Genomic DNA, 25,141 nt, shown 5'->3' on the forward strand with positions numbered 1-25,141 from the left:
CCTTGCCACCCCATGGCAGGCGTCACGTCCGGGAATTACCCGGACGACGACCGGAGCAAACGACTAGTGACCGGCGCGACTCAGCGCGAACTCGGCGACCTGGCTTCCGATCAGGCGAAGCGTGCGGACGCTCTTCTCGTCCGAGGCGCCGCCGGCTTCGTCGAACTTGGTCTCCGCGGTGTTGATCGAACCACCCAAAGGGGTGGCCCAGCCGCGCAGCGCGTGCGTGATCGTGCGCAGCTGCTCCAACGTGGTGACCGCGGCCTGCCAGCCGTACGCGACGGCGGCGAGGCCGACCGCGCGGCCGTCGAGATACGGACGGGTGTCGTCGCGCAGGTCTTCGGCGTAGTCCAGGGCGTTCTTCACCAGGCCGGACAGCGCGCCGTGGTAGCCGGGCGAGACGACGACGATCCCGTCGGCGCGGCGGATCGCCTCGACCAGCCGGGTGGCTCGCTCGTGCCGCTCCCCCAGCGCGGTGTCGTAGAACGGCAACACCAGCTCGGGCCCGGGAATCAGCTCGGTGGTGACTCCGGCTTCGGACGCGGCGCCGAGCGCGATGCGCAGCGCACGCTCGGATTGCGAGCCCTCCCGCAGAGAGCCGCCGATCCCGAGGACATGCACCGCGTTCGTCGAAGTCACGCTTTCGAGGCTAGCCCCTCTACTTAAGTGGAGGACCAGGATCTGAAACGGAGGCCTGCGTCACACCCGTTCGCCTCAACCGCCCCGTTCCCCGCTGGACGGCATACCTACTCGAAAGTAACCTGACGGGAAGCCCTCAGGAGGAAGCATGGCGATACCGCTCCAGATCCGTGCCGAGGCCGCGTTTTCGCAGCTTGCGTTCTGGCTCCCGAAGCCGGTCAGACGGGCCATCGCGGGACCGCCCCTCCGCCTGGACGGACAGGAACTCGCGCTGGACGCCCAGCTCCTGCTCCGCCTGCAGAAGCTGGCGAAGGCGTCGCTGGTGCGAGGGACCGTCGAAGAGTCGCGCACCATGCTCCTGGCGAGCAGGCACCTGGTCAGCGGGCCGACGATCGAACCGGTCGCCACCAGGGAACTGCTCATCCCCACGGGTGACGGCGACGTGCCCGCCACGCTCTACACGCCGGCCGGGCTGCCGGATCCGTCCGGGCTACTGGTGTTCTTCCACGGCGGTGGCTGGGTGGTCGGCAGCCGCGTCTCCCACGACAACACCGTTCGCTACCTGGCGAAACAGGCGGGTGTGCGGGTTCTTTCGGTGGAGTACCGGCTCGCGCCGGAGACCCGCTTCCCCGGCGCCACCGAAGACGCGATCGCGGCGTTCGAGTACGCCTTCGCGAAAGCGCGGGACCTGGGCGCAGACCCGGCGCGCATCGCCGTCGGCGGTGACAGCGCCGGTGGGAACCTCGCCGCGGTGACCGCGCAGCGGGCAGTGAAACGCGGCGGCGGGGTCCCGGCGTTCCAGCTGCTGTTCTACCCGGCGACCGATTTCACCGTGCGCCGCCGCTCCCGGGAATTGTTCGCGGAGGATCTGTTCCTGACCGACACGGATATGACGTGGTTCGAGGGACATTACGTGCCGAAGGGCACCGATCTGTACAACCCGAAACTGTCGCCGCTGCACGGTGACGTTTCCGGATTGCCGCCCGCGTATATCGCGACGGCCGGTTTCGATCCGCTGCGCGACGAGGGCGAGGCCTACGCGGAGAAATTGCGGAAAGCGGGTGTTCCGGTGGCGCTCAGCCGCCAGCCGGATCTGATCCACGGGTACATCAACTTCCTCGGCGTCGGACGGCGGTTCCGTGAGGCGACGGCCGAAGCGGCGGGAGCCTTGCGGCTGGGTCTCGCGCCGAAGTGAAAGCCAGAGCCCGAGTGAGGAGAAATGTCCCCACTCGGGCTCCGGCCCCCATATCGTGGCCCGCCGCCCTGCACGGCGAACCCTGACGACTCCCGGTCTCCTTCTAGGGTGTGGGAAGCGGTACGGGCGGGACCGGCAGCGGCGGGACAGGGAGTCCGCCGAGCAGGCCACCGAGAATGCCGGTCACGGCCGCGAGCAGGGCTTTCACCAGGTCGCTGACGATCTTCAGCGGTCCGGGAAGGTCCGGGAGCGAGGGGATCGGCACCGGCAGCGGCGGCAGCTGTCGCGCCTTCGCCGTCGGGTCGGCCAGCAGCCTGCTGGACTCGACGGAACGGCCCTGGGCCAGGTCGCCAAGCTTCTGCGTTTCGGTCTGGATCTGGTAGCGCTTGCCCGCGGCGATGTCACCGAGGACGGGGCTGAGCTTGTCCAAGTCCGCCCGCGTTTTGGCGACGTCGCCGGCGTAGGCCACCTTGGTGAGGCCGTCTCGCATCTGCAGCACCTGCGCGGCGAGCGCCTGTGTGTTCGACGAGCCCTTCCCACCATCGGTGCCAGCCGTAGCGGCGCCGGCCGAGGCCACCGCCAACAGACTGCCTGCGGCGACCGCGGCAATCGTCCGGGCAATGTTGCCTTTCATTCCCTTACCTCCTGGCCTCTGGGACCTGACGAGGTAAATCGATACCCCCCGTATCGGCCGAACACCACCCGATCACCGGTTGGAACACTTTTCTAACCCTTACGTGCCGGATTCATTCCCGGGTAAGACTCCCGCAATTGATTAACGGCGAAATCTTGCGCCTCCCCCTGAAGATCATCCTTTTCCCGCCGATTTATGACCACCTGTGACCGGTCGACACCGTGGTGCGGCTCGTTCACCCACAGCGGTGTAAACGGTGATCGTTTGGCTTCATCACTCCGTCGGACAGGCGTGTCGTACTGCTCCACTCGGGGTGTCCCCCACGCACGTCACGCCCTCTTCTGGTTTCACATGCGAGTGGGGACATGGAAACGCCCCCGGTGCGCGCACCGGGGGCGTTCCGTGGTGGGAGCAACCTCTCCAGGAGAGGTCCTTTACTCGCGGAAGGCGTCCGCGACCTTGTCGCCGAGGTCCTTGTCGACGTTCCGCCAGTACTCGAAGACCCGCTCGAGCACCGGGCGCGAGACGTCGTTCGAGGCGTGGCCGATAATGTTGCTCGCGAGCCGCTCGCGCTGCGCGTCGTCCATCACGTCGCGGACGAGCGTGCCCGGCTGGCCGAAGTCGTCGTCCTCGGCGTGGAGCTTGTACGCCGACCGGATGACCTCGTCCTCGACGCCGTAGCCCGAAGCGGTCTCGGCGGCGATCTCCGCGTTCGCGTGCGGACCGCCGTACGAGTTCGGCGCGTACACCGGGTCGCCCGGGTTGTTGTAGCGCATCGCGCCGTCACGCGAGTAGCTGTTCACCGGGGACTTCGGCGCGTTGACCGGCAACTGCGTGTAGTTCGCGCCGATCCGGTAGCGGTGGGCGTCCGGGTACGCGAACAGGCGGCCCTGCAGCATTTTGTCCGGCGACGGGCCGATGCCCGGCACCAGATTGGACGGCTCGAACGCGGCCTGCTCGATCTCCGCGAAGTAGTTCGCCGGATTGCGGTCGAGTACCCAGCGGCCGACCTTGATCAGCGGGTAGTCGCCCTTCGGCCACACCTTGGTCAGGTCGAACGGGTTGAAGCGGTAGTCCGCGGCCTCGGCGTACGGCATCACCTGGACGTAGAGCGTCCAGCTGGGGTGATTGCCCTGCTTGATGTTCTTGAACAGGTCGCGGATGTAGTAGTCCGAGTCCTCGCCGGCGATCCGGTCCGCGTCGGCCTGCGTGAGGTAGCCGATGCCCTGGTCGGTCTTGAAGTGGTACTTGACCCAGAACTTCTCGCCGCCCGCGTTCTCCCACAGATAGGTGTGCGAGCCGAAGCCGTCCATCTCGCGCCAGTTCGACGGGATGCCGCGGTCGCCCATCAGCCAGGTGACCTGGTGCGCGGACTCGGGCCGCAGCGTCCAGAAGTCCCACTGGATGTCGTGGTCGCGCAGATGGTTGTCGGCGCGGCGCTTCTGCGAGTGGATGAAGTCGGGGAACTTGATCGGATCGCGGATGAAGAACACCGGGGTGTTGTTGCCGACGAGGTCGTAGTTGCCCTCGGAGGTGTAGAACTTCACCGCGAAACCGCGCGGGTCGCGCCACGTGTCGGGCGAGCCGTTCTCCCCGGCGACCGAGGAGAACCGGACCAGGCTCTCGGTGCGCACGCCCGGCTGGAACAGCGCGGCCTTCGTGAACTGACTGACGTCCTCCGTGACCTCGAGGAAGCCGTGCGCGCCGCCGCCTTTGGCGTGGACGACGCGTTCCGGCACCCGCTCACGGTTGAACTGGGCGTTCTTCTCGATCAGGTAGTGGTCCTGGAGCAGGATCGGGCCGTTGGCGCCTACGGTCAGGGAATCGTTGTCGCTCGCGACGGGGATGCCCACGTTGTTCGTGGTCGGCAGGGTCACGCCGGTGCCTCCTGGTTCGTGGTGGTGAGCGGTCAGTCCTCCCCCACCCTCTCGTCTAATCTGGAATCAGTCAAGAAAACACCCCGGACCGGGTGATCCGGGCAACGCGAAAAAAACTTGCACGCGCGTACCAAGTTACGTTCTCATCGGACGTATGGCCCTCGCTCCGTATCGTCGCGTGTTAGCCGTGCCCGGAGTTCCCAGCTCGATGCTGCTGATGTTCCTTGCCCGGCTCCCGATGACGGCCATGGGCGTGACGATGACGCTGTACGTGGTCAACGACCTGGGCCGCGGCTACGGCGCGGCCGGGCTGGTCGGCGCCGCCACCACGCTCGGCAGCGCGATCGGGGCACCGCTCGTCGGCCGGTACGTCGACCGCTACGGGCTGCGGCCGGTGGTCGCGATCTGCGGACTGGCCTCGTCGGCGTTCTGGATCAGCGCGCCGCATCTGCCGTATCAGGTGCTGCTCGCGGTCGCGCTCCCCGCGGGGGTGCTGTCGGTGCCCGCCGGCACGCTCGCGCGGCTGGTGCTCACCGCGCTCGTGCCACTCGAACAACGGCGGGCGGCCTACTCGCTGGACACGATCCTGGTGGAGGCGTCGTTCATGATCGGGCCGTCGGCCGGGATCATGGCGATCACTCAGCTGCCCGCGGTCTACGCGCTCACCGGGATCGGGGTCTGCTTCGCGCTTTCGGCGACGCTGATCTACCGGCAGAACCCGCCGATCCGCGCCGAGGCCGACGCCGAGGTGTTCACCGGGGAGCGGCCGACCGTGCGGAGCTGGCTCACCGGACGGCTCGTGATGGCGATGTTCATCGCCGCGGGCGCGCTGTTCTGCCTGGTCGGCATGGAGCTCGCCGCGCTGGCGACGCTGCGCGCGAGCGGTGACATCGCCTGGTCCGGGCTGCTGATCACGCTGATGTGCGTCGCGTCGGTCCTCGGCGGGGCGATCCACGGCGCGGTCCGGCGGTCGCTTTCGCAGGGCACGCTGATGGTGCTGCTCGCGGTGCTGACCCTGCCGGCCGGGCTGATCGCCGAGCCGTGGTGGCTGCTGGCGATCGTGCTCTTCCCGAGCAACGTGCTGTGCGCGCCGACGCTCGCGGCGAGCACGGAGACGGTCAGCGCCGCGGCGCCCGCCCGCGTGCGCGGGGAGGCGATGGGCCTGCTGGACGCGGCCAGCCGGATCGGGCTGGCGATCGGGAGCCCGATCATCGGGTTCGTGATCGACCACTCCAGCCCCGGCTGGGGCTTCGCGGCCTCGGCGCTGGGCGCGCTGGCGATCGCTTCGGCCGGCCTGTTCTGGCGCCGCTCCCGGCCCCCCGCCCAGGTGCCCGCGCTCACTTCCTCCTGATGCGTTTCGTCCTCTGAATGCGGTCGTTGCACGCGCAACTACCGCATTCAGAGGACGAAATGCGAAACAGGGCTAGGCGCAGACCTTCCGGAGGGCTTCCAGCTGCTCGAGGTTGCGCTTGGTCCAGTCCGCGACCTTGCCCGCGTCCTGGATGTTCTCCTTCTGCACCTGCAGGTACGAGTCGGCCATACCGGTGAGCGCACCCGCCACGTTCTGCTCGCCGACGCTGCCCGCCAGCTCACGCAGGCGCTTCTCCTTGTCCGCGGCGCGCTCCTTGAGCGTCGCCGGGTCCGGATTGAGGTCGGCGAGGCTGAGCGCCTCGGCGCAGGCGCTGACCTTCGTCGCCGCCTTGTTCGTCTGATCGACCGCGTTCGTGACCTCGCTGCAGCCCGCCAGCGCGAGCCCGGCGGCCGCCAGGAGCGCCGCGATTCCCAACCTCTTCATGCGGTCAAGACTAGCGATTTCGTGGGTGGTATGTCGGGTTCCCCCGGCCACCACCCACGAACCGCCCGGTAATTCAGCCCTTCACGCAGACGACCTGCTTGAGGTGCGCGACCACCTCGACGAGATCCGTCTGCGCCTTGATCACCGTTTCGATGTCCTTGTACGCGGCCGGGATCTCGTCCACCACACCGGAGTCCTTGCGGCATTCCACGCCGGCGGTCTGCGCGGCGAGGTCCTCGGCGGTGTACAGCTTCTTCGCCTTGTTCCGCGACATCCGGCGGCCCGCGCCGTGCGACGCGGACTGGAAGGACGACTCGTTCCCGAGACCGCGCACGATGTACGAACCGGTGCCCATGCTGCCCGGGATGATCCCGAGATCGCCCGAACCCGCGCGGATCGCGCCCTTGCGGGTCACCAGAAGATCGACGCCGTCGTAGGTCTCTTCGGCGACATAGTTGTGGTGGCAGCTGATCGCGTCGTCGAACGTCGTGTGCGGCACGACGTCCTTCAGCGCCTGCTTCACGAGCGCGACCATGGTGGCGCGGTTGCGCGCCGCGTAGTCCTGCGCCCAGAACAGGTCGCGCCGGTACGCCTGCATCTCGGGCGTGCCCGCGACGAACACCGCGAGATCCGGGTCCGGCAGGTCCGCGTTGTGCGGCAGCTTCCGCGCGACGGCCATATGCCGTTCCGCGAGTTCCTTGCCGATGTTGCGGGAACCGGAGTGCAGCATCAGCCACACGCGGCCTTCGTCTTCGCCGCCCTGTTCGAGGCAGACCTCGATGAAGTGGTTGCCGCCACCGAGGCTCCCGATCTGGCGCGACGCGCGGTCGTGCAGCTCCTGGACGCCGGGATGCAGGTCGCCGAAGGACTTCCAGAACGCGTCCCAGCCACCGACTCCGTGCACCTTCGCCGGGTTCACCGGGGTCTTGTGCAGGCCGAACCCGACCGGGACGGCCGATTCGATCCGGCGGCGGAGCTTCAGCAGGTCGTCGGGCAGGTCGGTGGCGGTGAGCGAGGTCCGCACCGCGCTCATCCCGCAGCCGATGTCCACGCCGACGGCGGCCGGGGACACCGCGTCGCGCATCGCGATCACGCTGCCGACGGTCGCGCCCTTGCCGTAGTGGACGTCGGGCATGACCGCGACGCCGTGCACCCACGGCAGGTTGGCGACGTTGTGCAGCTGTCGCATGGCTTGGTCCTCGACCGACGTGGGGTCTGCCCACATCCGGATCGGAACCCGCGAGCCTTCGACCGCCGTGTACATGATTTTCCCTTCGTGGAAACGTTTTGCCGCCCTTGAGCATGCACGGGCCGAAGGCCCTCGACAACGCAATTACGACGTGAAGGCCCCCTTCCCTCGGCTCAGCCGAGGAAAGGGGGCCTTCACGCGCAAGCAGGCGTCAGGAGTTCGCGGCGACCAGTTCCGCGATCTGCACGGCGTTGAGCGCCGCACCCTTCCGCAGGTTGTCGTTCGACAGGAACAGCACCAGACCACGACCGCCGTCGACGCCCGGGTCCGTCCGTAGCCGCCCGACGTACGACGGGTCCTGGCCGGCGGCCTGCAGCGGCGTCGGGATGTCCGACAGCTCCACGCCGGGGGCGCCGGTCAGCAGTTCGGTCGCACGGGCGACCGAAAGCGGCTGCGAGAACTCGGCGTTGATCGAGATCGAGTGCCCCGAGAACACCGGCACCCGCACACAGGTGCACGAGACCAGCAGCTCCGGGATGCTCAGGATCTTGCGGCTCTCGTTGCGGAACTTCTTCTCCTCGTCCGTCTCGAACAGACCATCGTCCACAATGGACCCGGCCAGCGGGAGGACGTTGTGCGCGATGGGCCGCGCGTACTTCTTCGGCTCGGGGAAGTCCACCGCCGCGCCGTCGTGGGTCAGCGCGCCCGCGTTCGCCGCCGCCGCGGCGAGCTGGCCTTCCAGCTCCTCCACGCCGGCGAGCCCGCTGCCGGACACGGCCTGGTAGGTGCTGGCGACCAGCCGCACCAGACCCGCTTCGGCGTGCAGCGGCTTGAGCACCGGCATCGCGGCCATGGTGGTGCAGTTGGGATTCGCGATGATCCCCTTGCGCGCCTCCTTGATCGCCTCCGGGTTGACCTCGCTCACGATCAGCGGGACGTCCGGGTCCATCCGCCACGCCGACGAGTTGTCGATGACCGTGGCACCGGCCGCGGCGAACCGTTCCGCCTGTGCCTTGGAGGTCGCGCCACCGGCCGAGAACAGCGCGATGTCCAAACCGGACGGATCCGCGGTCGTCGCGTCCTCGATGACGATTTCCCCGTCACGCCAAGGAAGCTTCGAACCGGCGGACCGCGCCGAGGCGAAGTACCGCATTTCGGCGACCGGGAAGCCCCGTTCGGCCAGCAGACGGCGCATGACGCCGCCGACCTGACCGGTCGCCCCGACCACGCCTACCCGCAAACCTTCCGGCATCAGCGACCACTCCCCGCGTAGACGACGGCTTCTTCATCGCCGCCGAGTTCGAACGCCTCGTGGATCGCGCGCACCGCGTCGTCGAGCTGCGCGTCCCGGATCAGCACCGAGATCCGGATCTCCGAGGTGTTGATGATTTCGATGTTGACGCCCGACTGGGCGAGCGCCTCGCAGAACGTCGCCGTGACACCGGGGTGCGAACGCATCCCCGCGCCGACGAGCGACACCTTGCCGACGTGGTCGTCGTAGAGGACCGACTCGAAGCCGATCTCGTCCTTGATCTTCTCCAGCGACTGCACGGCCTTGGCCCCGTTGGCCTTCGACAGGGTGAAGGTGATGTCGGTGCGGCCCGAGACGGTGCTGGACACGTTCTGCAGCACCATGTCGATGTCGATCTCGTTGTCGGCGATCACGCGGAAGATCCGGGCGGCGGCACCGGTCGTGTCGGGCACGCCGGTCACCGTGATCTTGGCTTCGGAGCGGTCGTGCGCCACACCGGTGATCAACGCTTGTTCCACGGGGATCTCCTCGATAGAACCGGTCACCGTGGTGCCCGGCTTGTCACTGTAGGAAGAACGGACTCGGATCGGGACGCCGTAGCGGCGCGCGTACTCCACCGAACGCAGGTGCAGGATCTTCGACCCGCTCGCCGCCAGCTCCAGCATCTCCTCGTAGGCGATGGTGTCGAGCTTGCGCGCGTCGGACACGACCCGGGGATCGGCGGTGTACACACCGTCCACATCGGAGTAGATCTCGCAGACGTCGGCGTTCAGCGCGGCGGCCAGCGCGACGGCGGTGGTGTCCGAACCCCCGCGGCCGAGGGTGGTGATGTCCTTGGTGTCCTGCGACACGCCCTGGAACCCGGCCACCAGCGCGATGTAGCCCTGGTCGAGGGCTTCCGTCACCCGGCTGGGGCTGACGTCGATGATCCGCGCGTTGCCGTGCACCGACGTCGTCACCACACCGGCCTGCGAGCCGGTGAACGACCAGGCCTCCGCGCCCTGCGCCGAAATCGCCATCGCCACCAGGGAGTTGGAGATACGCTCACCCGCGGTGAGCAGCATGTCCATCTCGCGTTCCGGCGGCGCCGGGTTGACCTGCTGAGCCAGGTCGAGCAGCTCGTCGGTCGTGTCGCCCATGGCGGAGCAGACGACGACCACGTCGTTGCCCGCCTTCTTGGTGGCGACGATGCGTTCCGCGACGCGTTTGATCCGGTCGGCACTTTCCAGCGACGAACCGCCGTACTTCTGGACCACGAGGGCCACGCCCGAACCTCCTCGACGGGCCGGGCGTGCTCCTGGTGGGCACCGAGGAGCCCCCGCGTCCCTTATTTGGGCGAAAGCCTACCGGGGTGACGCGCGCTCGCCACCCTCGTAAGTGGTCCTGACCACCACTTCGAGGACTCCTGGAAGTAAATCTTCCTTAACACCAACGAAATAGTCGGAGGGCTTTCGCTTTAGTGACGGAGAGCACCCCTTGTTATCCATCCATGCCCCCGCCTCCACCCTCGAACGAGGAGCTCCGCTCCGCTGTATCTTCCCGAGCCATGCACAAACCCGCCGACACGAGTACCCCGATCGCGTCGATCCTGGCCCACCGCTGGAGCCCGCGCGCCTACGACGAGTCAGCGATCGTCACCGAAGACCAGCTCCGCGCGCTGCTCGAAGCGGCCCGCTGGGCGCCGTCGTTCGGCAACACCCAGCCCGCCCGCTACCTGGTCGGCCTGCGGGGAACGCCGTCGTTCGACCGCATCCTCTCGACGCTCAACTCGGGCAACCGGGCGTGGGCCCATCGCGCCGGGCTGCTGCTGATCGGCGTGATGGTGACCACGAACGAGAAGGGCGAAGTCCCGTACGCCGAGTACGGGCTGGGGCTGGCGAGCGAGAACCTCGTGCTCCAGGCCGTCGACCTCGGCCTGATCGCGCACCAGATGGCGGGCTTCTCCGCCGAAGCGGCGAAGGACTTCTTCGGCCTCCCTGACGACGTCGTCCCGAAGGTCGCGATCGCCGTCGGCTCGCCCGCGGACCCCTCGGTGCTCGAAGAGGACTGGCGCATCGAGCGCGAAAAGGCGCCGCGCGAGCGAGTCCCGCTGGCTGAATTCGCCTACGCCGACGCCTGGGGCACGAGCGCTTTCGACGGCTGAGGGAGCCAGCGAAGGGCGAGAATGCCGAGCCCGACGTGCAGCAGGCTCAGCACCGCGACGGCGGTGTGGAGGCCCGCGACGAAGGCCTCCTTCGCGTCAAGAGCGGCTGTGGGCGCGATCTCGAGGGTTTCGCCGAGTGTCGGCGCGAGGTCCGGGCCCGCCAGCCGGAACACCAGCGCGGCGAGCGAGCCCATGAGCGCGATCCCCAGCGCGTTGCCGATCTCGTTACTCGTTTCGGCGATCGCGCCCGCCGCTCCCGCGCGCGCGGCGGGCACCGCGGCGACGGCCGTGTCGGCCACCACGCTGAACGAGATGCCGTAGCCGACGCCGGCGACCACCGTCGACGCGACGTACCAGCCCGCTCCGCCCGTGACACCGGTCATGAGCAGCAGGGCGAGCCCGGCGGCGATGGAGAAGTGGCAGACGATCAGCGCCGCGCGTGCGCCGATCCGGTCGACCAGCGCGGGCGTGACGACGCACATGATCGTGAGCACGGCCGCGCCCGGCAACGCCAGCAGCGCCGCGTGCAGCACGGGCAGGCCGAGCACGGACTGCAAGTGGATCCCCGACAGGTACGCGGCCGCCGACCACGCCGCCAGCGGCAGCAGCCCGGTGACGATCGCGATCGTGAAGACACGGTCGCGGAACAAGGAGAACTCGACCAGCGGGTACTCGAGACCCCGCTGACGCCGGGCGAACCACACCAGCAGCCCCGCCCCGGCGACGGCGGCGGAGACCGCGGTGACGGACAGTCCGTCGGCGGCCGCGTGCTTGATCCCGTAGATCGCGAGCAGCAGGCCGGCCGCGGAGAGCACGACGCTCAGCACGTCGACGCGTCCCTTCCCGGTGGCCCGCACCTCCCGCAGCAGCACTGGCGCGAGCGCCAGGAACACCGCGATCACCGGGAGGTTGACCAGGAAGACCGAGCCCCACGCGAACCGTTCCAGCAGGACACCGCCGACGACCGGGCCGATCGCGAAACCGGCGGCGAACGCGGCCGCGAAGATCCCGATGGCCCGCGCCCGGCGTCGCGCGTCGGGGAAGAGCTCGCTCAGCACCGCCAGCGCGGACGGCAGCAGCGTCGCTCCCGCCAGCCCCATCAGGGCGCGGAACGTGATGAGCAGCTCCGGGTTCGGGGCGAACGCGGCGCCCGCCGAACCGATGCCGAACACCGCGGCGCCGATCATCAGCAGCTTCAGCCGCCCGTACCGGTCGCCGATATTGCCGAACGCGATCAGCAGCGAGCCGACCGCGAAGCCGTAGACGTCGAGGATCCACAGCGCCTGATCGGCCGTGGGGGTGAGCGCCTGGCTGATCCTGGGCATCGCGAGGAACAGGATCGACCCGTCCATGGAGACCAGGAACACCGGGCAGAGGATCACCAGCAGGCCGAACCAGGCCCGGGAGTGCTGTCGTGTCATGCCCTCGACGCTGTACCGGCTTCGAGTGAGCAGCCATCCCCGTGCCGTGGGTACACCCGGCGGGTACACCCACGCGGCGGGCGGAGAACTTAGGCTCGGAGTCATGGAAAGCCTCGGCGTATACCTCAAGAGCCGTCGTGATCGCGTGACGCCCGCCGAGATCGGCCTGCGCACGTACGGCACTTCGCGCCGTGTACCTGGTCTACGCCGCGAAGAGCTCGCCCAGCTCGCCGGAGTGAGCGCCGGGTACTACACGCGGCTGGAGCAAGGACTGGCCGAAACCGCTTCACGGCAGGTGCTCGACGCGCTCGCCCGCGCGCTCCGGCTCGACGACGTCGAGACCGGCCATCTGCACAACCTCGCCCGGCAATCCGCGCTCCCGAAGCTGTCCGACCCCGGCCCGGAAGACCCGCACCCGCGGGTCCTCGCGCTGCTGGAGAACCTCGGCGAGGCCGTGCCCGCCCTCGTCTTCGGCCGTCGCGGCGACGTGCTCGCGTGGAACCACGCCGGACACACGCTCATGGCCGAACACCTGGATTTCGACGCGCCGAACGATCCCGAACGGCGGCCGTCGCTGCCGCGCATGTTCTTCCTCGACCCGCTGACCCGCGAGCTGCACCGGAACCGGGCCGAACTCGCGCCGATCCACGTCGCCTACCTGCGGTTGACCGCGGGCCGCTACCCCACCGACGCCCGCCTGGCCGGGCTCATCGGCGAGCTTTCGATGCGCAGCGACGAGTTCGCGTCACTCTGGGCGACCGGCGACGTGGCTGATTGCACCGTCGGCGCCATGCACCTGCGTCACCCGACGGTCGGCGCGGTCAGCGTCGACTACCAGGTGTGGCTCCAGCCCGACAGCCCCGACCACCGGCTGGAGATCTACACGCCGAAGGACCCGGGATCCGCCGACGCGCTGAAGATCCTGACCCACTTCGATCGCTAACCTGGGGTCATGGGGGCCTTTCGCAGCGTTCTCCGCAACGAATCCCGCACGATGGCCGGACTCTGGCTGTATCTCAGGCGCCGGAAGGACGGCATCGACGGGGACGCCGTCGCGGTGCCGTACGGCGCGAACGGGAAGTCGATCTTCATCGTGTTCGCGGTGGTGAGCGCCGTCGAAGCGGGTCTCTTCTGGCTGATCGACTTCGGCCTCGTCGTCGACCTCCTGCTGCTCGCCCTTGGCGTGTACTCGGCGCTGCTGGTGTTCGGGGTCTACGCCGGCACCGTCGTCCGGCCGCACGTGATCTCGTCGCGCGAGGTGCGGGTGCGCTACAGCTCCTTTTACGACGTGCGGATCCCCAGGGAGAACGTGCTCAGCCTGCGGCACGTGAAGGAAAGCCACGATCCCCTCAAGGCGAAGCCCTTTCGCGACGGAACCTGGCTCAGCTACGACAACTTCTACGAGACGAACCTGGTCGCCGAACTGCGTGAGCCGATCACGGTGACCCGGCCGCTCGGCAAGACCGAGACCGTCCGCGTCGTGAAGTTCCAGGCGGACGACCCGAAGGCCGCTGTCGAGGCTTACGAAAGGCTCGGTGTCAGCTGAGCCGGTACGTCCTGGCGACGATGGCACGGGCGAGCTCGGTGACGCTCTCGTTCCGTGCGAAGGCGTGCGCGCGGATGAGGACCAGAGCGTCGGCCGCCGAGCAGTCGTGGGTGGACATCACGACCCCGGTGGCCTGGTGCGCCACGACGCAGAGGTCGACGTCGCCGAACAGCGGATGCACCGGCAGGCCGTCGTCCACGTCCAGGCGCACCGCCGGGTCCAACGCGGTGCTGGTCAGCACGTCGGCGAGCACCCCCACCGACCGGGCTACCTCGGCACCCGGTTCGGGCTCGGGCCGGTACGCGGTGACGTTGCCCATCGGCACCTCGGCGGGGCCAAGCCGGGCCGACACCACCGATCGGACGCCGAGTTCCCTGGCCGCCGGGCCGAACTGGGGCCACCGGCTCACGAGTTCCGGCTCGCCGCAGACCCCCGGTCTCCCCGTCGTGTCCCGGGCAGGTCCTTCGCCGAGGGCGTATTCGAGGTCGTGCGCCCTGGCGGCGATGGGATCGGACACGACGACCGAAGCCTCGCCCCCGCCGGTGCTGAACAGGGACACCGCCAGGCTCCGGAGGCCGGTCGCCTCGGCGGCGACCGTCATGAACGCCGGGGGCACGCCCGCCGGTTCCTCCGGCAGGTCCGCCCAGCGCCCGACGGCGTCGAGGTAGCCAGCGTGCATGTCCGCCGCGGCCCGGTGCTTGCGCTCGGTGGCGCGGTGCAGCTCCGCCATCCGCAGATGAAAGGGCCGCATCGAGACGGTGGCCGTCTCCATCAGGCTTTCGTGCCGCCTCGCGACTGCCGCCGCTCGATCCGCCCGCCCGCGCTCGGTGTCGATCAGTCGGCGCATGGCGGTCGGGTCGTACCGACCACCGGTGCCGTCCCACATGGGCTGAGCGTACGCCCGGCGACGCCCGCGGAGAGGACCCGAACGGCTGAGCCCGGCGGGTTCCCCGTCAGCGGGCGGAGGACTAGCGTTGATTCCCCAGCGCCCTCGAAACCGTATTTCGCAGGAAGGCCGGATTTCATGCAGAACCGGGAAAGATGGGTCGCCGACACGTTGGTGGAGCTGGCCGACACCTTGGCACCCGCGCTCGACCCGAAAGACTATTGGCTCTGTGTGACGAACCGTTACGCAGAGCTGGTTTCGTCCTCTTCGGTCCGGCTCGTCGCGGCAGGCGACCACCCGATCACGGTACACACCGATGAACGGCTCGAAAGACCGTCGCTCGCCCGGATCCTCGCCGAGGAAGGCCCCGGCGTGGACTGCCGCGCAGGGCGTGAGCCGGTCGTCAACGTGCTTCTGGACGAGGCGGGAACACGCTGGAAACGACTGGTGCCCGCCGCTCTCTCGCTCGGTTTCCGATCGGTACACGCGTTCCCGTTCAGCCGCCGCGAAGACGTCCTCGGCGACGTCACGATCCTGACCACGGAAACCGCTCCGCTGCCGGTGGCCGACCTGCGGGTCGCGGTCGCGCTCGCCGACGCGGCGACGATCGGCATGCTCAACCACCGCGCGATCGCCGGCCTGACCAGGACCTCCGCACAACTGCAGGTGGCGCTGGACAGCCGGGTGATCATCGAGCAGGCGAAGGGCATCGTCTCGGCTCGGCTGGAGATCGAGCCGGGCGAAGCGTTCCGCCTGTTGCGTCGCTACGCGCGCGGCCACAACCGCCGGATCAGCGACCTGTGCGAACTGATCGTCACCCGTCGCGTGACGGCGTCCGATCTGGTGGGTTCACTCCCCAGGAACACGACGCGCGGGCGCTGACTCACCCCCGCCGCTTTTCCATCAGCAGCACCACTCCGCCGCCCGGTCCCCGCAGCGGCGAGGAGCTGACCGAAACGACGAGTGACCTGCCCTTCCGGTCCACCGCGTCGATCTCGACCCGCGCCGCCCGATGCCCGGTCTCGTTGCAGACCTCGACGGTGTCGCGGAGCCCGGCGGTCGGCAGGCCGAAGTCGAGGCCGAAGAAATCCTGCCGGTAGACCTCGTCGGCGCGCATACCCCACAGTTCCTGGGCGCCCCGGTTCCAGCTGCGCACCTGAAGATCTCCGTCGAGCACGACCACGCCTGCTTCGACGCTCGAAAGCACTCCTTCGAAGAACATGCGCGTCTCGTCGAGTTCCGCGGTGCGGATGCGCATCTCCTCGTTCATGGTTTCGAGTTCTTCGTTGCCCGACTGGAGTTCTTCGTTCGTGGTCTCGAGTTCCTCGTTCGTGGACTGGAGTTCCTCGTTCGTCGTCTCGAGTTCCTCGATGCTCGACTGGAGTTCCTCGTTGACCGTTTCGAGTTCCGCGTTCGTCGACTGAAGTTCGGCGTAGGCCGTCGCCAGGTCCTCCTGCACCCGTTTCACCTCCTGCTGGAGCCTGGTCGCCTCGGTGGTGTCCACGAATGTGATGGCCACGCCGATGTCCTCGCCTTCGATGGTGATCAGCGGCCGGACGATGATGTCGAGGTACTGCGTCTCTTCCGTGCTCTTCTGGCGCCGGACGGAATCGATCCGCACGCTGCGGCGCTCGGCGTGGGCCTGATCGATCACCGAGCGGAGTTCGATCGGCCGGTAGGAGATCTCCAGATCGTGGAACGGCCTGCCGACGTCGTCCGAGGACAGCCCGAACTGCAACCGAGCCGAGCCGTTGATCAGGGCGACCGTGCCGTCACGCTCGACGCCGAGGACCGAATCGGGTGACGACGCCAAGGCGAGTTCGGTGACGTGACGTCGCCGGTTGGCGTCCCGCACCCCCGCGCCTGCCCGGACGTCGAACCGCGCGGGCTTCACCGGCATACCCCCCGTTCGCAGCTTGAAAACCCGGTTACGGATGTTGGCCGCGTCGAATCGGATGCCGTCGGAAAGCAGCATTTCGGCCTTCCCGAGGAACAGGTAGCCACCTTCGTTGAGCGCGAAATGGAAGCGCTCGATGATCTTCGCCTGTGCCTCGACGTTGAAGTACATCAGGGTGTTGCGGCAAGCGAGCAGGTCGACCCGGGAGATGGGGGCGTCACGCGTGATGTCGTGTCTGCCGAAGATCACCCGACGCCGGAGGTCTCGCCGGAAGGCGAACAGATTGCCGGTCGGCTCGAAGTACTTCTTCTTCAGTCCTTCGGTCAATCGATCCAGCGCTTTCGAGGAATACAGCCCCGTCCTCGCCTCGCGCAGGGCCTCCTCGTCGACGTCGGTCCCGTAGATCTTGACCCGCCTCGTGGTCTCCTCGACACCGAGGTGCTCGGCGAAGATGATCGCGAGGGAATACGCCTCCTCGCCGCTGGAGCATCCGGCGCTCCAGATACGGATCTCACCTTCTTCGCCGACCCTCGCCACGATTTCGGGCACGACGGTCGTCTGCAGGTAGTGCCAGGCTTCGGGATCCCGGAGGAAACTGGTGACGTTGATCAGGATGGTGTTGAAGAGTTCCAGGAACTCTTCGGCGTTGATCTCCAGGAAGTCCCGGTATTCGGCGTATCCGTCGATCTTCACGGCCTGCATCCGTTTCCGGATCCGGCGAGCGAGGGAGGTCCGCTTGTAGCCGGTGAAATCGAAGCCGCGGGAATCCCTGATGAACGTCAGCAGGTCCTCGAGCCCGCGATCGTCGTGGTTTTCGCCGTCCGGCGCGTTCATAGCGTCCTCGTTCCCTTGACCAGGCCGACGAGAGCACCGGCGATTTCGTCCAGCGGAAGCACCAAGTCGACCGGCACGGCCTTCACCACGGCCTGGGGCATGCCCTTGAATTCGGCGGTCGCCGGATCCTCGGCGACAACGCTGCCGCCCCGCGCCTTCACCATCGCGGCCCCTGCCGAACCGTCGGACCCTGTCCCGGTCAGGACACAGACGAGGGCGGCGGGACCGTAGACGGCGGCGACGGATTCGAAGAGCAGATCGACCGACGGCCGTACGAACTTCACCTGTTCGGTCGCCGAAAGCTCCAGCACACCGCCGGGTCTCACCAGGAGATGCCGGTTCGGCGGTGCCATGTGGACGACGCCGGGCTCGAGGACGTCCCCGGTCTCGGCCAGCTTGATCCGCAGCCGTGACCGCCGGTTGAGGATATCGGCGAGAACCGTGTCGTGCCGGGGATCGAGATGCTGGACGACGATCAGCGGCACGCGGAAATCGGCGGGCAGCTCGCCGAGGATCGCCATGAGCGCCTTGACTCCACCCGCCGAGGAACCCACGGCGACGATCTCGTAAGCCATCGCCTCGTGACGGTCGGGGGCGGGCATACCCCCCAGCGTAGTGCTCCGTGCGCTAAGCCGGACCGCCGACGCGTCGGATGATCCTGGCGAGGATTCCCGTGACGACCATCCAGAAGACCGCGGCGATGCCGTAGTTGATCAACACGCGGAGCTTGGCGTCCTCGGGCATGAAGAGATCCTTGAAGCCCAGCAGGAGCCCGTCGGCCCCGCCTCGGACGAACGACACGATGCCGTTGCCGGGGTTCGCCTCGCCGATCACGAAGACGACGTGCAGCACCAGGATGGCCGCGAAGATCAATCCGACCCAGCGGACCACGCTCGCCAGTATGCCGGCCGCGCGACCACCGCCCGCTCGCCAGTCGACCTTGCGTCTGGTCGGCTGATCAGCGGTTTCCTTCTCTTCAGCGTGCTCGCCCATGCCGGGCAGTGTGGCACGCCGCCTGGTCCGATTGCTACCCGCGAGTAACCCGAATGGGCGCCACTTGAGTCACGGTTCGATCGCGGCCCGGGTTTCCTTTCGGGAGATCACGCGGTTAAGGTGGCGTCGTGGCTCGAGCTCTCCTGCTTCGCTGCCGCGACGGGGCCTGATCGGACCGGCTCCCCGTCGCGGGGCTTCGTGGTGCCGGTCGTCGCACCCGATTCTTCAGGAGAACCGTCCCCTCATGAGCATCCGCAAGCCCACCCGTCCTGCGCCTTCCGAGCAGGCTTCGTGGAATACCCAGCGCGGCACTTCGATGCCCGTGCACCGCTATCGCCCCTGGTACGACCTGGTCGAGGACATCTCGCTGCCCGACCGCACCTGGCCGGACAAGCGCATCGACACCGCGCCGCTGTGGTGCGCCGTCGACCTGCGTGACGGCAACCAGGCCCTGATCGACCCGATGTCGCCCGCGCGCAAGCGCAAGTTCTTCGACCTGCTGGTCCGCATGGGCTACAAGGAGATCGAGGTCGGCTTCCCGGCGGCGTCGCAGACGGACTTCGACTTCGTCCGCGAGATCATCGACGAGGGCGCCATCCCGGACGACGTCAGCATCCAGGTGCTGACCCAGTGCCGCCCGGAGCTGATCGAGCGCACCTTCAAGGCGCTCGAAGGCGCGCCGCGCGCGATCGTCCACATCTACAACTCGACCTCGATCCTGCAGCGTCGCGTCGTGTTCCGCGAGGAGCGCATCGGCATCACGAAGATCGCTTCGCAGGCCGCCGAGCTGGTCGTCGACTACGCCGCGAAGCAGCCGGACACCGACTTCCGGTTCCAGTACTCGCCGGAGTCCTACACCGGCACCGAGCTGTCGTACGCGCTCGAGGTCTGCAACACCATCACCGGGATCTGGCAGCCGACGCCGGAGAAGCCGGTCATCCTGAACCTGCCCGCCACCGTCGAGATGGCATCGCCGAACGTCTACGCCGACTCGATCGAGTGGATGCACCGCAACCTGGACCGCCGCGATTCGGTGATCCTGTCGCTGCACCCGCACAACGACCGCGGCACCGGCATCGCCGCCGCCGAACTGGGCTTCCAGGCCGGCGCGGACCGGATCGAAGGCTGCCTGTTCGGCAACGGCGAGCGCACCGGCAACGTCGACCTGGTCGCGCTGGGCATGAACCTGTACAGCCAGGGTGTCGACCCGCAGATCGACTTCTCCGACATGGACGAGATCAAGCGGACCGTCGAGTACTGCAACCAGCTGCCGGTGCACGAACGCAGCCCGTGGGCCGGTGACCTGGTGTTCACCGCGTTCTCCGGCAGCCACCAGGACGCGATCAACAAGGGCCTCGACGCGCTGAAGGCCGCCGCCGACAAGGTGGGGACGCCGGTCGACGAGCACCCGTGGGAGGTCCCCTACCTGCCGATCGACCCGAAGGACATCGGCCGCAACTACGAGGCCGTGATCCGGGTGAACTCGCAGTCCGGCAAGGGCGGCGTCGCCTACATCATGAAGGCCGAGCACCAGCTCGACCTGCCGCGGCGCCTGCAGATCGAGTTCTCGAAGGTCGTCCAGCGCCACACCGACACCGAGGGCGGCGAGGTCGACCCGGCCACGATGTGGAACGCGTTCTCGGCCGAGTACCTGGAGCTGAAGACGCCGCTGGAGCTGGTGCGCCAGCACGTCAGGGACAACGGCGACGGCGAGTACGACATCACCGCCACCGTGCGGGTCGAGGGTGACGAGCACGAGGTCACCGGCCGGGGCAACGGCCCGATCGCGGCGTTCTTCGACGCGCTGTCGACCGTCGGGTTCGACCTGCGGCTGCTGGACTACAGCGAGCACACGCTCTCGCCAGGCGACGACGCGCGGGCAGCGTCGTACATCGAGTGCGCGATCTCCGACCGGGTGTACTGGGGCATCGGGATCGACCCGTCGATCGTGACCGCTTCGCTGCGGGCCGTCGTTTCCGCGGTGAACCGGGCTCACCGGTAGTTTTCGCTTCGCGCGTGAAGGCCCCTTCCCCTCGGCTGAGCCGAGGGGAAGGGGCCTTCACGCGCTAGAGGGCCTTCACGGCGGCCAGGATGTCGGCCGGATCGGTGCGCGTCGTGTAATCCGGGTGCACGTCGATGTACCGGATGACCCCCTCGCCGTCCACGACCAGGACGGTCGGATAGGGCAGCTCCCATTCCGCCGCCCCGTTGATCTTCTCGACGTCGCCGATGAGCGTGTCGAAGGCCGGCTTCGTCTCCGGAGCCAGCCGGAACGTGATGCCGAGCGCACGGCCGAGCTGGTTGTCCACATCGGACAGCACGGCGAACTCGAGATCCTTCGTGGACAAGGAGTCGTCCGGCAGCTGCGGGCTGACGGCGACCAGCTTCACGCCCAGGTTCTCCAGCTCCGGCAACAGTTCCCGCTGATACGTACGCAAGGCCAGGTTGCAGTACGGACACCACGCGCCGCGGTAGAACACCACGACCGCGGGGCCGTCCGCGACCCGGACCCGCTCGCCGCCGACGTCCGGCAGCACGAGGTCCGGCATCGCCGTTCCCGGCTTCGCGGCCTCCTCGGCGACCACCCCCACGAACGTCGCACGGTCGGCCTTGAGCACCTCGGCGACCTCGGCCGGAACGTGGCTCGCGACGGATTCCCGCAGCTCGGCGAGGTCGGTGTTGAGATCCCCCATCGACAGCTCCTTCGGTTGTACTGATCGGTACAGTGAGGCCGACTGTACTATTCGGTACATGAGTGGTCAACCGGCGAAGACCCCGCAGGGGCGGATGACGAGGGACGCGATCGTCGACGCGGCGGCGGAGCTGATGTACGTCAACGGCGTCGCCGGGACGAGCGTCGACAAGGTGCTCGCGGCGAGCGGCGCCGGGAAATCGCAGATGTACCACTACTTCAAGAACAAGGATCAGCTCGTCGAGGCGGTCATCGCCCGCTTCCTCGAAAACATCCTCGGCAATCAGCCGACCATCTTCGAGCTGCACGACTGGGCCGATTTCGACCAGTGGGCGAGCGAGATCCTGGCCATCCAGACCACGCCCAAGGGACCGATCGCCTGCCCGCTGGGCAACCTCACCGGCGAACTCGGCGACGACCCCCAGATGGCCCCGCTGCTGGACAAGGCCTACCGCGAATGGGAGTCACATCTCCAGCGCGGACTGGAATCGTTGCGAGAAAAGGGAAAACTCGCCGCGGACGCCGACCCGGCCAGGCTCGCGCAAGCCGCCATGAGCTGCGTCCAAGGCGGCCTGCTGATGGCCCACCTGCGCCACGACGTCACGCCGATCGCCGACGCGCTCAAGATCGCGTTGGACCACCTGAGGAGTCACGCTCGCCCGTGAGCGCGCCGACCTCGCCGGCGAGCGCGTCGAGCACCTTCGCCACCGCCGGCCGGGAAGCCGCCCCGATCCGGTAGACCGCTTCCACGTGCCGCGCCGCCTTGATCCCGGCGAGCGGGCGGCAAACGAGGCCGCTGCCGCGCCGAGTATCCATTGTGTACCGGGGAAGCAGCGCGATCCCGTGCCCGGCGGCGACGAGCCGCTCGGTGATGCGGAAATCGTTGATGCGCTGGACGACCTGCGGGCGCACCCCGGTGCGGATGATCAGCGACTGGAGGATGTCGTCCACCGGGAACCCGGCGTTGACGCTGATCCAGCGTTCGTCGGCGAGTTCGGCCAGCTCGATGCGGCGCCGCTTCGCCAGCCGGTGCCCGGCGGGGAGCGCGACGTCGAGCGGTTCACGCAGCAGATGCCGCGTCTCCAGCCGGTCCGAGCCGAGCGACGGCGCGTGCTCGTCCCGGTGCGCCACCACGATGTCGTAATCCGCGACGAGCCCGGGGACCTCCGGCGGGGTCATGTCGACGTCGCGCACGATGACGTCCAGCCCGTCGAACTCCGCCGTCCGGTGCAGCAGCCCGGGCAGCAGCATCAGCCCGGCCGACTGGAAGATCGCCACCCGGACCCGGCCGCGCGGGGCGCTGCGATAAGTGTCCAATTCGGACTCCGCGCGCTCCAGGGCGGCGAGTACGTCGTCCGCGCGGGCGACCAGCGCGCGACCCGCGTCGGTCAGCCGCAGTCCTCTTCCGGCGGGTTCGGTCAGCGCGAGACCGACGTCACTCTGCAAGGCGCGCAGCTGCTGGGAAACCGCGGACGGCGTGCAGTGCAACGCCTTCGCGGCCGCCGTCACGCTGCCGCGATCGGCGAACTCCCGCAGGGTCCGCAACCGGCCGATGTCCATACCGCCAGCATATGTGAAGCCGAACTGAACGATCGCTGCAAATATTCTCGCTGGTCCTAAAGGGTCGCACCACGTAAGAGTGAAGACATGCCCGCCCGCGATCGTCTGCTCGCCCTGTTCGTCGCCGTCCTCTGGGGCTGCAACTTCCTCGCCATCCACGCCACTCTCGGCCAGTTCCCGCCCGTCTTCGCCGGCGGGCTGCGCTTCGCGGTCATCGCCATCCCGACGATCCTGTTCGTGCCGTGGCCGAAGGTGAAGATCCGCCACCTGCTCGGCTACGGGCTGGGCTTCGGCACCGGGCAGTTCGTGTTCCTCTTCATCGCGATGGACACCGGTATGCCGACCGGTCTCGCGTCGCTGGTGCTGCAGGCGTCGGCGCCGTTCACCGTCCTGCTCGGCGCCGTCTTCCTGCGTGAACGCGTGTCCGGACGGCAGCTCACCGGCATCCTGCTCGCCGTCGCCGGGATGGCGACGATCGCCTGGCAGCAGGCCGGGAACGCCGCCCTGCTGCCGGTGATCCTGACCCTCCTCGGCGCCCTGAGCTGGGCGTTCGGCAACCTGAGCACCCGGCAGGCGGCACCGGACAACCCGCTGAACTTCGTCCTCTGGATGTCCGTGGTGCCGCCGCTGCCGATGTTCGCGCTGTCGCTGGCCATGGAGGGCCCCGCCGAGATCGGCCACTCGCTGAGCACCCTCGGCACCACCACCGGGCTGATCGGCCTCGGCGGCCTCGCCTACGTGGTGCTGTTCGGCACGATCGTCGGCTCCGGGATCTGGACGTCGCTGATGCGCCGCAACCCCGCGGGCGTGGTCGCGCCGTTCTCCCTGCTGGTGCCGGTCGTCGGGCTGTCGATGGCGTTCCTGGTCCTCGACGAACGCCCCTCACTGGCAGAGATCCTCGCCGCGGCCGTGGTCATCGGGGGCGTCCTGTTCGGTTCGACGAAGCGCCGCGTGCGCGAACCGGATTTCCTCGCCGAAGCCGAAACGCCTCAGCCCACTGGTGTGCGGTGAGGCTTTTGGGCACGACTTCCTTGCCGGGGCAGGTGAACACCCGCCGTACGAAGTCCTGGTAGCGCACACGATCCGCGTCTTCGACGAGCGGACGCTCGCGGCGGGTCATGGTGAGCAGACCGCCGTCGACGCCGGGCCGCGGGCGGAACGCCGTGGCGGGCACCCGCCCCGCCAGCCGGAAGTCGAACCACGGCCACCACTGCGCGGTCATCATGGTCGCGCCACCGACCCCGGCCCGGCGGCGCGCCACCTCCCACTGCATGAGCAGGACGGCGTCCGTCCAACCGGGAGCGGCGAGGACGTGACGCAGGGTCGCGGTGGTCAGGTGGAACGGCAGATTGCCGACCAGTACGTGTGGCGTCTTCGGCAGGGGGAACCGCAGGTAGTCCGCGGTGACGATCTTCGTCGAGGGCTGGACGCGGCCCGCCAGCCGGGCGGCTCGGCGGTCGTCGATCTCGACGCCGGTCAGTGGCCTGCCGAGCCGTTCGAGCGGCAAGGTCAGCGCGCCGTCGCCGGTGCCGAATTCGATGACCGGCCCGTCCGTACCGTCGACGAGCTTCACGACGGTTTCGATGATGTTCCGGTCGATGAGGAAGTTCTGGCCGAGTTCATGACGGCCAGGACGCTGTGTGCGCAAGGGATCTCCGCGGCTTCGAGGTGAGCCGGGCAGCACGAGGCAGGCCCGGCGATGACTCGCTCGGGCGGCGGTTCCTTGCTTGACGCCGGGGATCCGCCGCTAGTTGCGGCGGGTCCTGGTGAACGCGGAAGCACACATGGCGGCGAAACTACCTCGGGCCGGAGGCCTCACGCCAATCGTTTTCTACGCGCCGATCCGGCTGGTGCCGAGGTGCTCGACCGGGCCGGACAGCGCGGCCTTGACGTGGCGGGTGAGGTCGTCGGTGAGCACCTCGGTCTCGCCCTTCTCCAGCCCGTCGACGACCTGGCGGGCGACGTCGCGCGGGTCGTTCTTGGGGATGTCGAGGCCCTGGGTCATGTCGGTGTCGGTGTAGCCGAGGTGGACGCCGACGACCTGCGTGCCCTGGTCGGCGAACTCGATGCGGAGCGAATTCGTGAGGGACCAGAAGGCCGCCTTCGACGCGCCATAGGAGCCCGAGCCGGCCGCCCACGACAGGATCGAATGCACGTTGACCAGCGCTCCGCCGTCCTTGAGCTGCGGCGCAAACGCTTGCGCGATCCGCAGCGCGCCGAAGACGTTCGTTTCGAAGACCGGGCGGTGCGCGTCGACGTCATCGGTCAACAGCGAACCGAGGCCGAGGACTCCGGCGTTGTTGAAGACGATCGTGGCGTCGCCCGCCTTCTCCGCCAGCGCGCGGACGGATTCGGGGTCGGTGACGTCGAGCGGGAGCGGGACGATCCGCGGGTCGGTCTCCTCGCGCGGCGACCTGGCTGTCGCGTAGACCTTGGCGGCACCGCGGGCCAGCAGTTCGGCGACGAACGCCTTGCCGAGCCCGCGCTGCCCGCCGGTGACCAGGGCGACGGCACCTTCGATGGAGGTCATGACTGTACTCCCTTGACAGAAGTGTTTATTGTTTGCCTCTGTCGTCAGCATGGCGACG

General features: G+C 68.4%; 25 protein-coding genes. 9 read left to right on the forward strand and 16 right to left on the reverse strand.

What is annotated here, in order from left to right; all coding sequences use genetic code 11:
* Positions 1-63: 63 nt before the first annotated feature.
* Positions 64-639 (reverse strand): NADPH-dependent FMN reductase, encoded by a 576-nt coding sequence (locus tag AC069H_RS27115; protein ID WP_478234234.1) that lies wholly within the window; start codon positions 637-639, stop codon positions 64-66.
* Positions 640-787: 148 nt separating this feature from the next.
* On the opposite strand from AC069H_RS27115, the gene AC069H_RS27120 reads away from it, so the two are divergent.
* Complete coding sequence (locus AC069H_RS27120; protein ID WP_478234235.1) at positions 788-1,834, forward strand: alpha/beta hydrolase; 1,047 nt, start codon at positions 788-790, stop codon at positions 1,832-1,834.
* Between the two features lie 103 nt (positions 1,835-1,937).
* Here the strand turns inward: AC069H_RS27120 and AC069H_RS27125 are convergent, their stop codons facing one another.
* On the reverse strand, positions 1,938-2,468 hold the full coding sequence (locus AC069H_RS27125; protein WP_478234236.1) for a hypothetical protein: 531 nt from the start codon (positions 2,466-2,468) through the stop codon (positions 1,938-1,940).
* 434 nt (positions 2,469-2,902) lie between these two features.
* A complete protein-coding gene (locus AC069H_RS27130; protein WP_478224337.1) occupies positions 2,903-4,345 on the reverse strand; it encodes a catalase in 1,443 nt (480 codons plus the stop codon).
* 208 nt (positions 4,346-4,553) lie between these two features.
* Here AC069H_RS27130 and AC069H_RS27135 point away from each other — a divergent pair, with 208 nt between their 5' ends.
* Entirely contained in the window at positions 4,554-5,696 is a 1,143-nt protein-coding gene (locus AC069H_RS27135) for an MFS transporter (RefSeq protein WP_478234283.1), read from the forward strand.
* Between the two features lie 72 nt (positions 5,697-5,768).
* Here the strand turns inward: AC069H_RS27135 and AC069H_RS27140 are convergent, their stop codons facing one another.
* The 4 genes from AC069H_RS27140 to AC069H_RS27155 all read right to left on the reverse strand — a co-directional run bounded on the left by AC069H_RS27140 (position 5,769) and on the right by AC069H_RS27155 (position 9,846).
* The gene (locus tag AC069H_RS27140; RefSeq protein WP_034314657.1) at positions 5,769-6,140 is read right to left on the reverse strand and encodes a hypothetical protein; all 372 of its coding nucleotides are present in this window, start codon (positions 6,138-6,140) and stop codon (positions 5,769-5,771) included.
* A gap of 73 nt (positions 6,141-6,213) precedes the next feature.
* Positions 6,214-7,404, reverse strand: a complete 1,191-nt coding sequence (locus AC069H_RS27145; RefSeq protein ID WP_478234237.1) for an RtcB family protein — start codon at positions 7,402-7,404, stop codon at positions 6,214-6,216.
* Between the two features lie 136 nt (positions 7,405-7,540).
* Positions 7,541-8,581, reverse strand: coding sequence for an aspartate-semialdehyde dehydrogenase (locus AC069H_RS27150; RefSeq protein ID WP_478234238.1), 1,041 nt, complete (start codon positions 8,579-8,581; stop codon positions 7,541-7,543).
* Positions 8,581-9,846: an aspartate kinase gene (locus AC069H_RS27155; RefSeq protein WP_478224333.1), complete on the reverse strand. Its 1,266-nt coding sequence runs from the start codon at positions 9,844-9,846 to the stop codon at positions 8,581-8,583. Before AC069H_RS27155 ends, AC069H_RS27150 begins: the two co-directional genes overlap by 1 nt.
* Before the next feature lie 281 nt (positions 9,847-10,127).
* Here AC069H_RS27155 and AC069H_RS27160 point away from each other — a divergent pair, with 281 nt between their 5' ends.
* Positions 10,128-10,724, forward strand: a complete 597-nt coding sequence (locus AC069H_RS27160; protein ID WP_478224332.1) for a nitroreductase family protein — start codon at positions 10,128-10,130, stop codon at positions 10,722-10,724.
* Here AC069H_RS27160 and AC069H_RS27165 read toward each other — a convergent pair.
* Complete coding sequence (locus AC069H_RS27165; protein ID WP_478224331.1) at positions 10,685-12,145, reverse strand: MFS transporter; 1,461 nt, start codon at positions 12,143-12,145, stop codon at positions 10,685-10,687. The genes AC069H_RS27160 and AC069H_RS27165 overlap by 40 nt on opposite strands.
* Before the next feature lie 103 nt (positions 12,146-12,248).
* On the opposite strand from AC069H_RS27165, the gene AC069H_RS27170 reads away from it, so the two are divergent.
* Positions 12,249-13,088, forward strand: coding sequence for a helix-turn-helix transcriptional regulator (locus tag AC069H_RS27170; RefSeq protein ID WP_478234239.1), 840 nt, complete (start codon positions 12,249-12,251; stop codon positions 13,086-13,088).
* Between the two features lie 9 nt (positions 13,089-13,097).
* A complete protein-coding gene (locus AC069H_RS27175; RefSeq protein ID WP_478234240.1) occupies positions 13,098-13,691 on the forward strand; it encodes a hypothetical protein in 594 nt (197 codons plus the stop codon).
* Here AC069H_RS27175 and AC069H_RS27180 read toward each other — a convergent pair.
* Positions 13,684-14,577, reverse strand: coding sequence for an ANTAR domain-containing protein (locus tag AC069H_RS27180; RefSeq protein ID WP_478234241.1), 894 nt, complete (start codon positions 14,575-14,577; stop codon positions 13,684-13,686). The two genes, AC069H_RS27175 and AC069H_RS27180, sit on opposite strands and share 8 nt — an antisense overlap.
* 138 nt (positions 14,578-14,715) lie before the next feature.
* On the opposite strand from AC069H_RS27180, the gene AC069H_RS27185 reads away from it, so the two are divergent.
* A complete protein-coding gene (locus AC069H_RS27185; protein ID WP_478234242.1) occupies positions 14,716-15,459 on the forward strand; it encodes an ANTAR domain-containing protein in 744 nt (247 codons plus the stop codon).
* Position 15,460: 1 nt separating this feature from the next.
* Here AC069H_RS27185 and AC069H_RS27190 read toward each other — a convergent pair whose 3' ends face one another.
* The 3 genes from AC069H_RS27190 to AC069H_RS27200 are packed head-to-tail and all read right to left on the reverse strand — an operon-like array spanning position 15,461 to position 18,301.
* Entirely contained in the window at positions 15,461-17,308 is a 1,848-nt protein-coding gene (locus tag AC069H_RS27190; RefSeq protein WP_478234243.1) for a CheR family methyltransferase, read from the reverse strand.
* Positions 17,305-17,910: a chemotaxis protein CheB gene (locus AC069H_RS27195; RefSeq protein WP_478224325.1), complete on the reverse strand. Its 606-nt coding sequence runs from the start codon at positions 17,908-17,910 to the stop codon at positions 17,305-17,307. The genes AC069H_RS27190 and AC069H_RS27195 overlap by 4 nt, the downstream gene beginning before the upstream one ends.
* A 25-nt stretch (positions 17,911-17,935) precedes the next feature.
* Positions 17,936-18,301 carry a hypothetical protein gene (locus AC069H_RS27200; protein WP_478234244.1) on the reverse strand — a complete coding sequence of 122 codons (366 nt, stop codon included), beginning with the start codon at positions 18,299-18,301 and terminating at the stop codon, positions 17,936-17,938.
* A 244-nt stretch (positions 18,302-18,545) separates the two neighbouring features.
* Here AC069H_RS27200 and leuA point away from each other — a divergent pair, with 244 nt between their 5' ends.
* Entirely contained in the window at positions 18,546-20,303 is a 1,758-nt protein-coding gene (gene leuA, locus AC069H_RS27205; RefSeq protein ID WP_478234245.1) for a 2-isopropylmalate synthase, read from the forward strand.
* Between the two features lie 64 nt (positions 20,304-20,367).
* On the opposite strand, the gene AC069H_RS27210 is transcribed toward leuA, so the two are convergent.
* Positions 20,368-20,994, reverse strand: a complete 627-nt coding sequence (locus AC069H_RS27210; protein ID WP_478234246.1) for a peroxiredoxin-like family protein — start codon at positions 20,992-20,994, stop codon at positions 20,368-20,370.
* 58 nt (positions 20,995-21,052) lie between these two features.
* On the opposite strand from AC069H_RS27210, the gene AC069H_RS27215 reads away from it, so the two are divergent.
* Entirely contained in the window at positions 21,053-21,658 is a 606-nt protein-coding gene (locus AC069H_RS27215) for a TetR/AcrR family transcriptional regulator (protein WP_478234247.1), read from the forward strand.
* On the opposite strand, the gene AC069H_RS27220 is transcribed toward AC069H_RS27215, so the two are convergent.
* Entirely contained in the window at positions 21,615-22,553 is a 939-nt protein-coding gene (locus AC069H_RS27220) for a LysR family transcriptional regulator (RefSeq protein ID WP_478234248.1), read from the reverse strand. The two genes, AC069H_RS27215 and AC069H_RS27220, sit on opposite strands and share 44 nt — an antisense overlap.
* An 87-nt stretch (positions 22,554-22,640) precedes the next feature.
* On the opposite strand from AC069H_RS27220, the gene AC069H_RS27225 reads away from it, so the two are divergent.
* Entirely contained in the window at positions 22,641-23,564 is a 924-nt protein-coding gene (locus tag AC069H_RS27225) for an EamA family transporter (RefSeq protein ID WP_478234249.1), read from the forward strand.
* On the opposite strand, the gene erm is transcribed toward AC069H_RS27225, so the two are convergent.
* The gene (gene erm, locus AC069H_RS27230) at positions 23,467-24,201 is read right to left on the reverse strand and encodes a 23S ribosomal RNA methyltransferase Erm (RefSeq protein ID WP_478234250.1); all 735 of its coding nucleotides are present in this window, start codon (positions 24,199-24,201) and stop codon (positions 23,467-23,469) included. The two genes, AC069H_RS27225 and erm, sit on opposite strands and share 98 nt — an antisense overlap.
* Before the next feature lie 183 nt (positions 24,202-24,384).
* Positions 24,385-25,083, reverse strand: a complete 699-nt coding sequence (locus AC069H_RS27235; RefSeq protein ID WP_478234251.1) for an SDR family oxidoreductase — start codon at positions 25,081-25,083, stop codon at positions 24,385-24,387.
* Positions 25,084-25,141 lie beyond the last annotated feature (58 nt).

It is taken from the genome of Amycolatopsis sp. NPDC043887 (genome assembly GCF_056435665.1).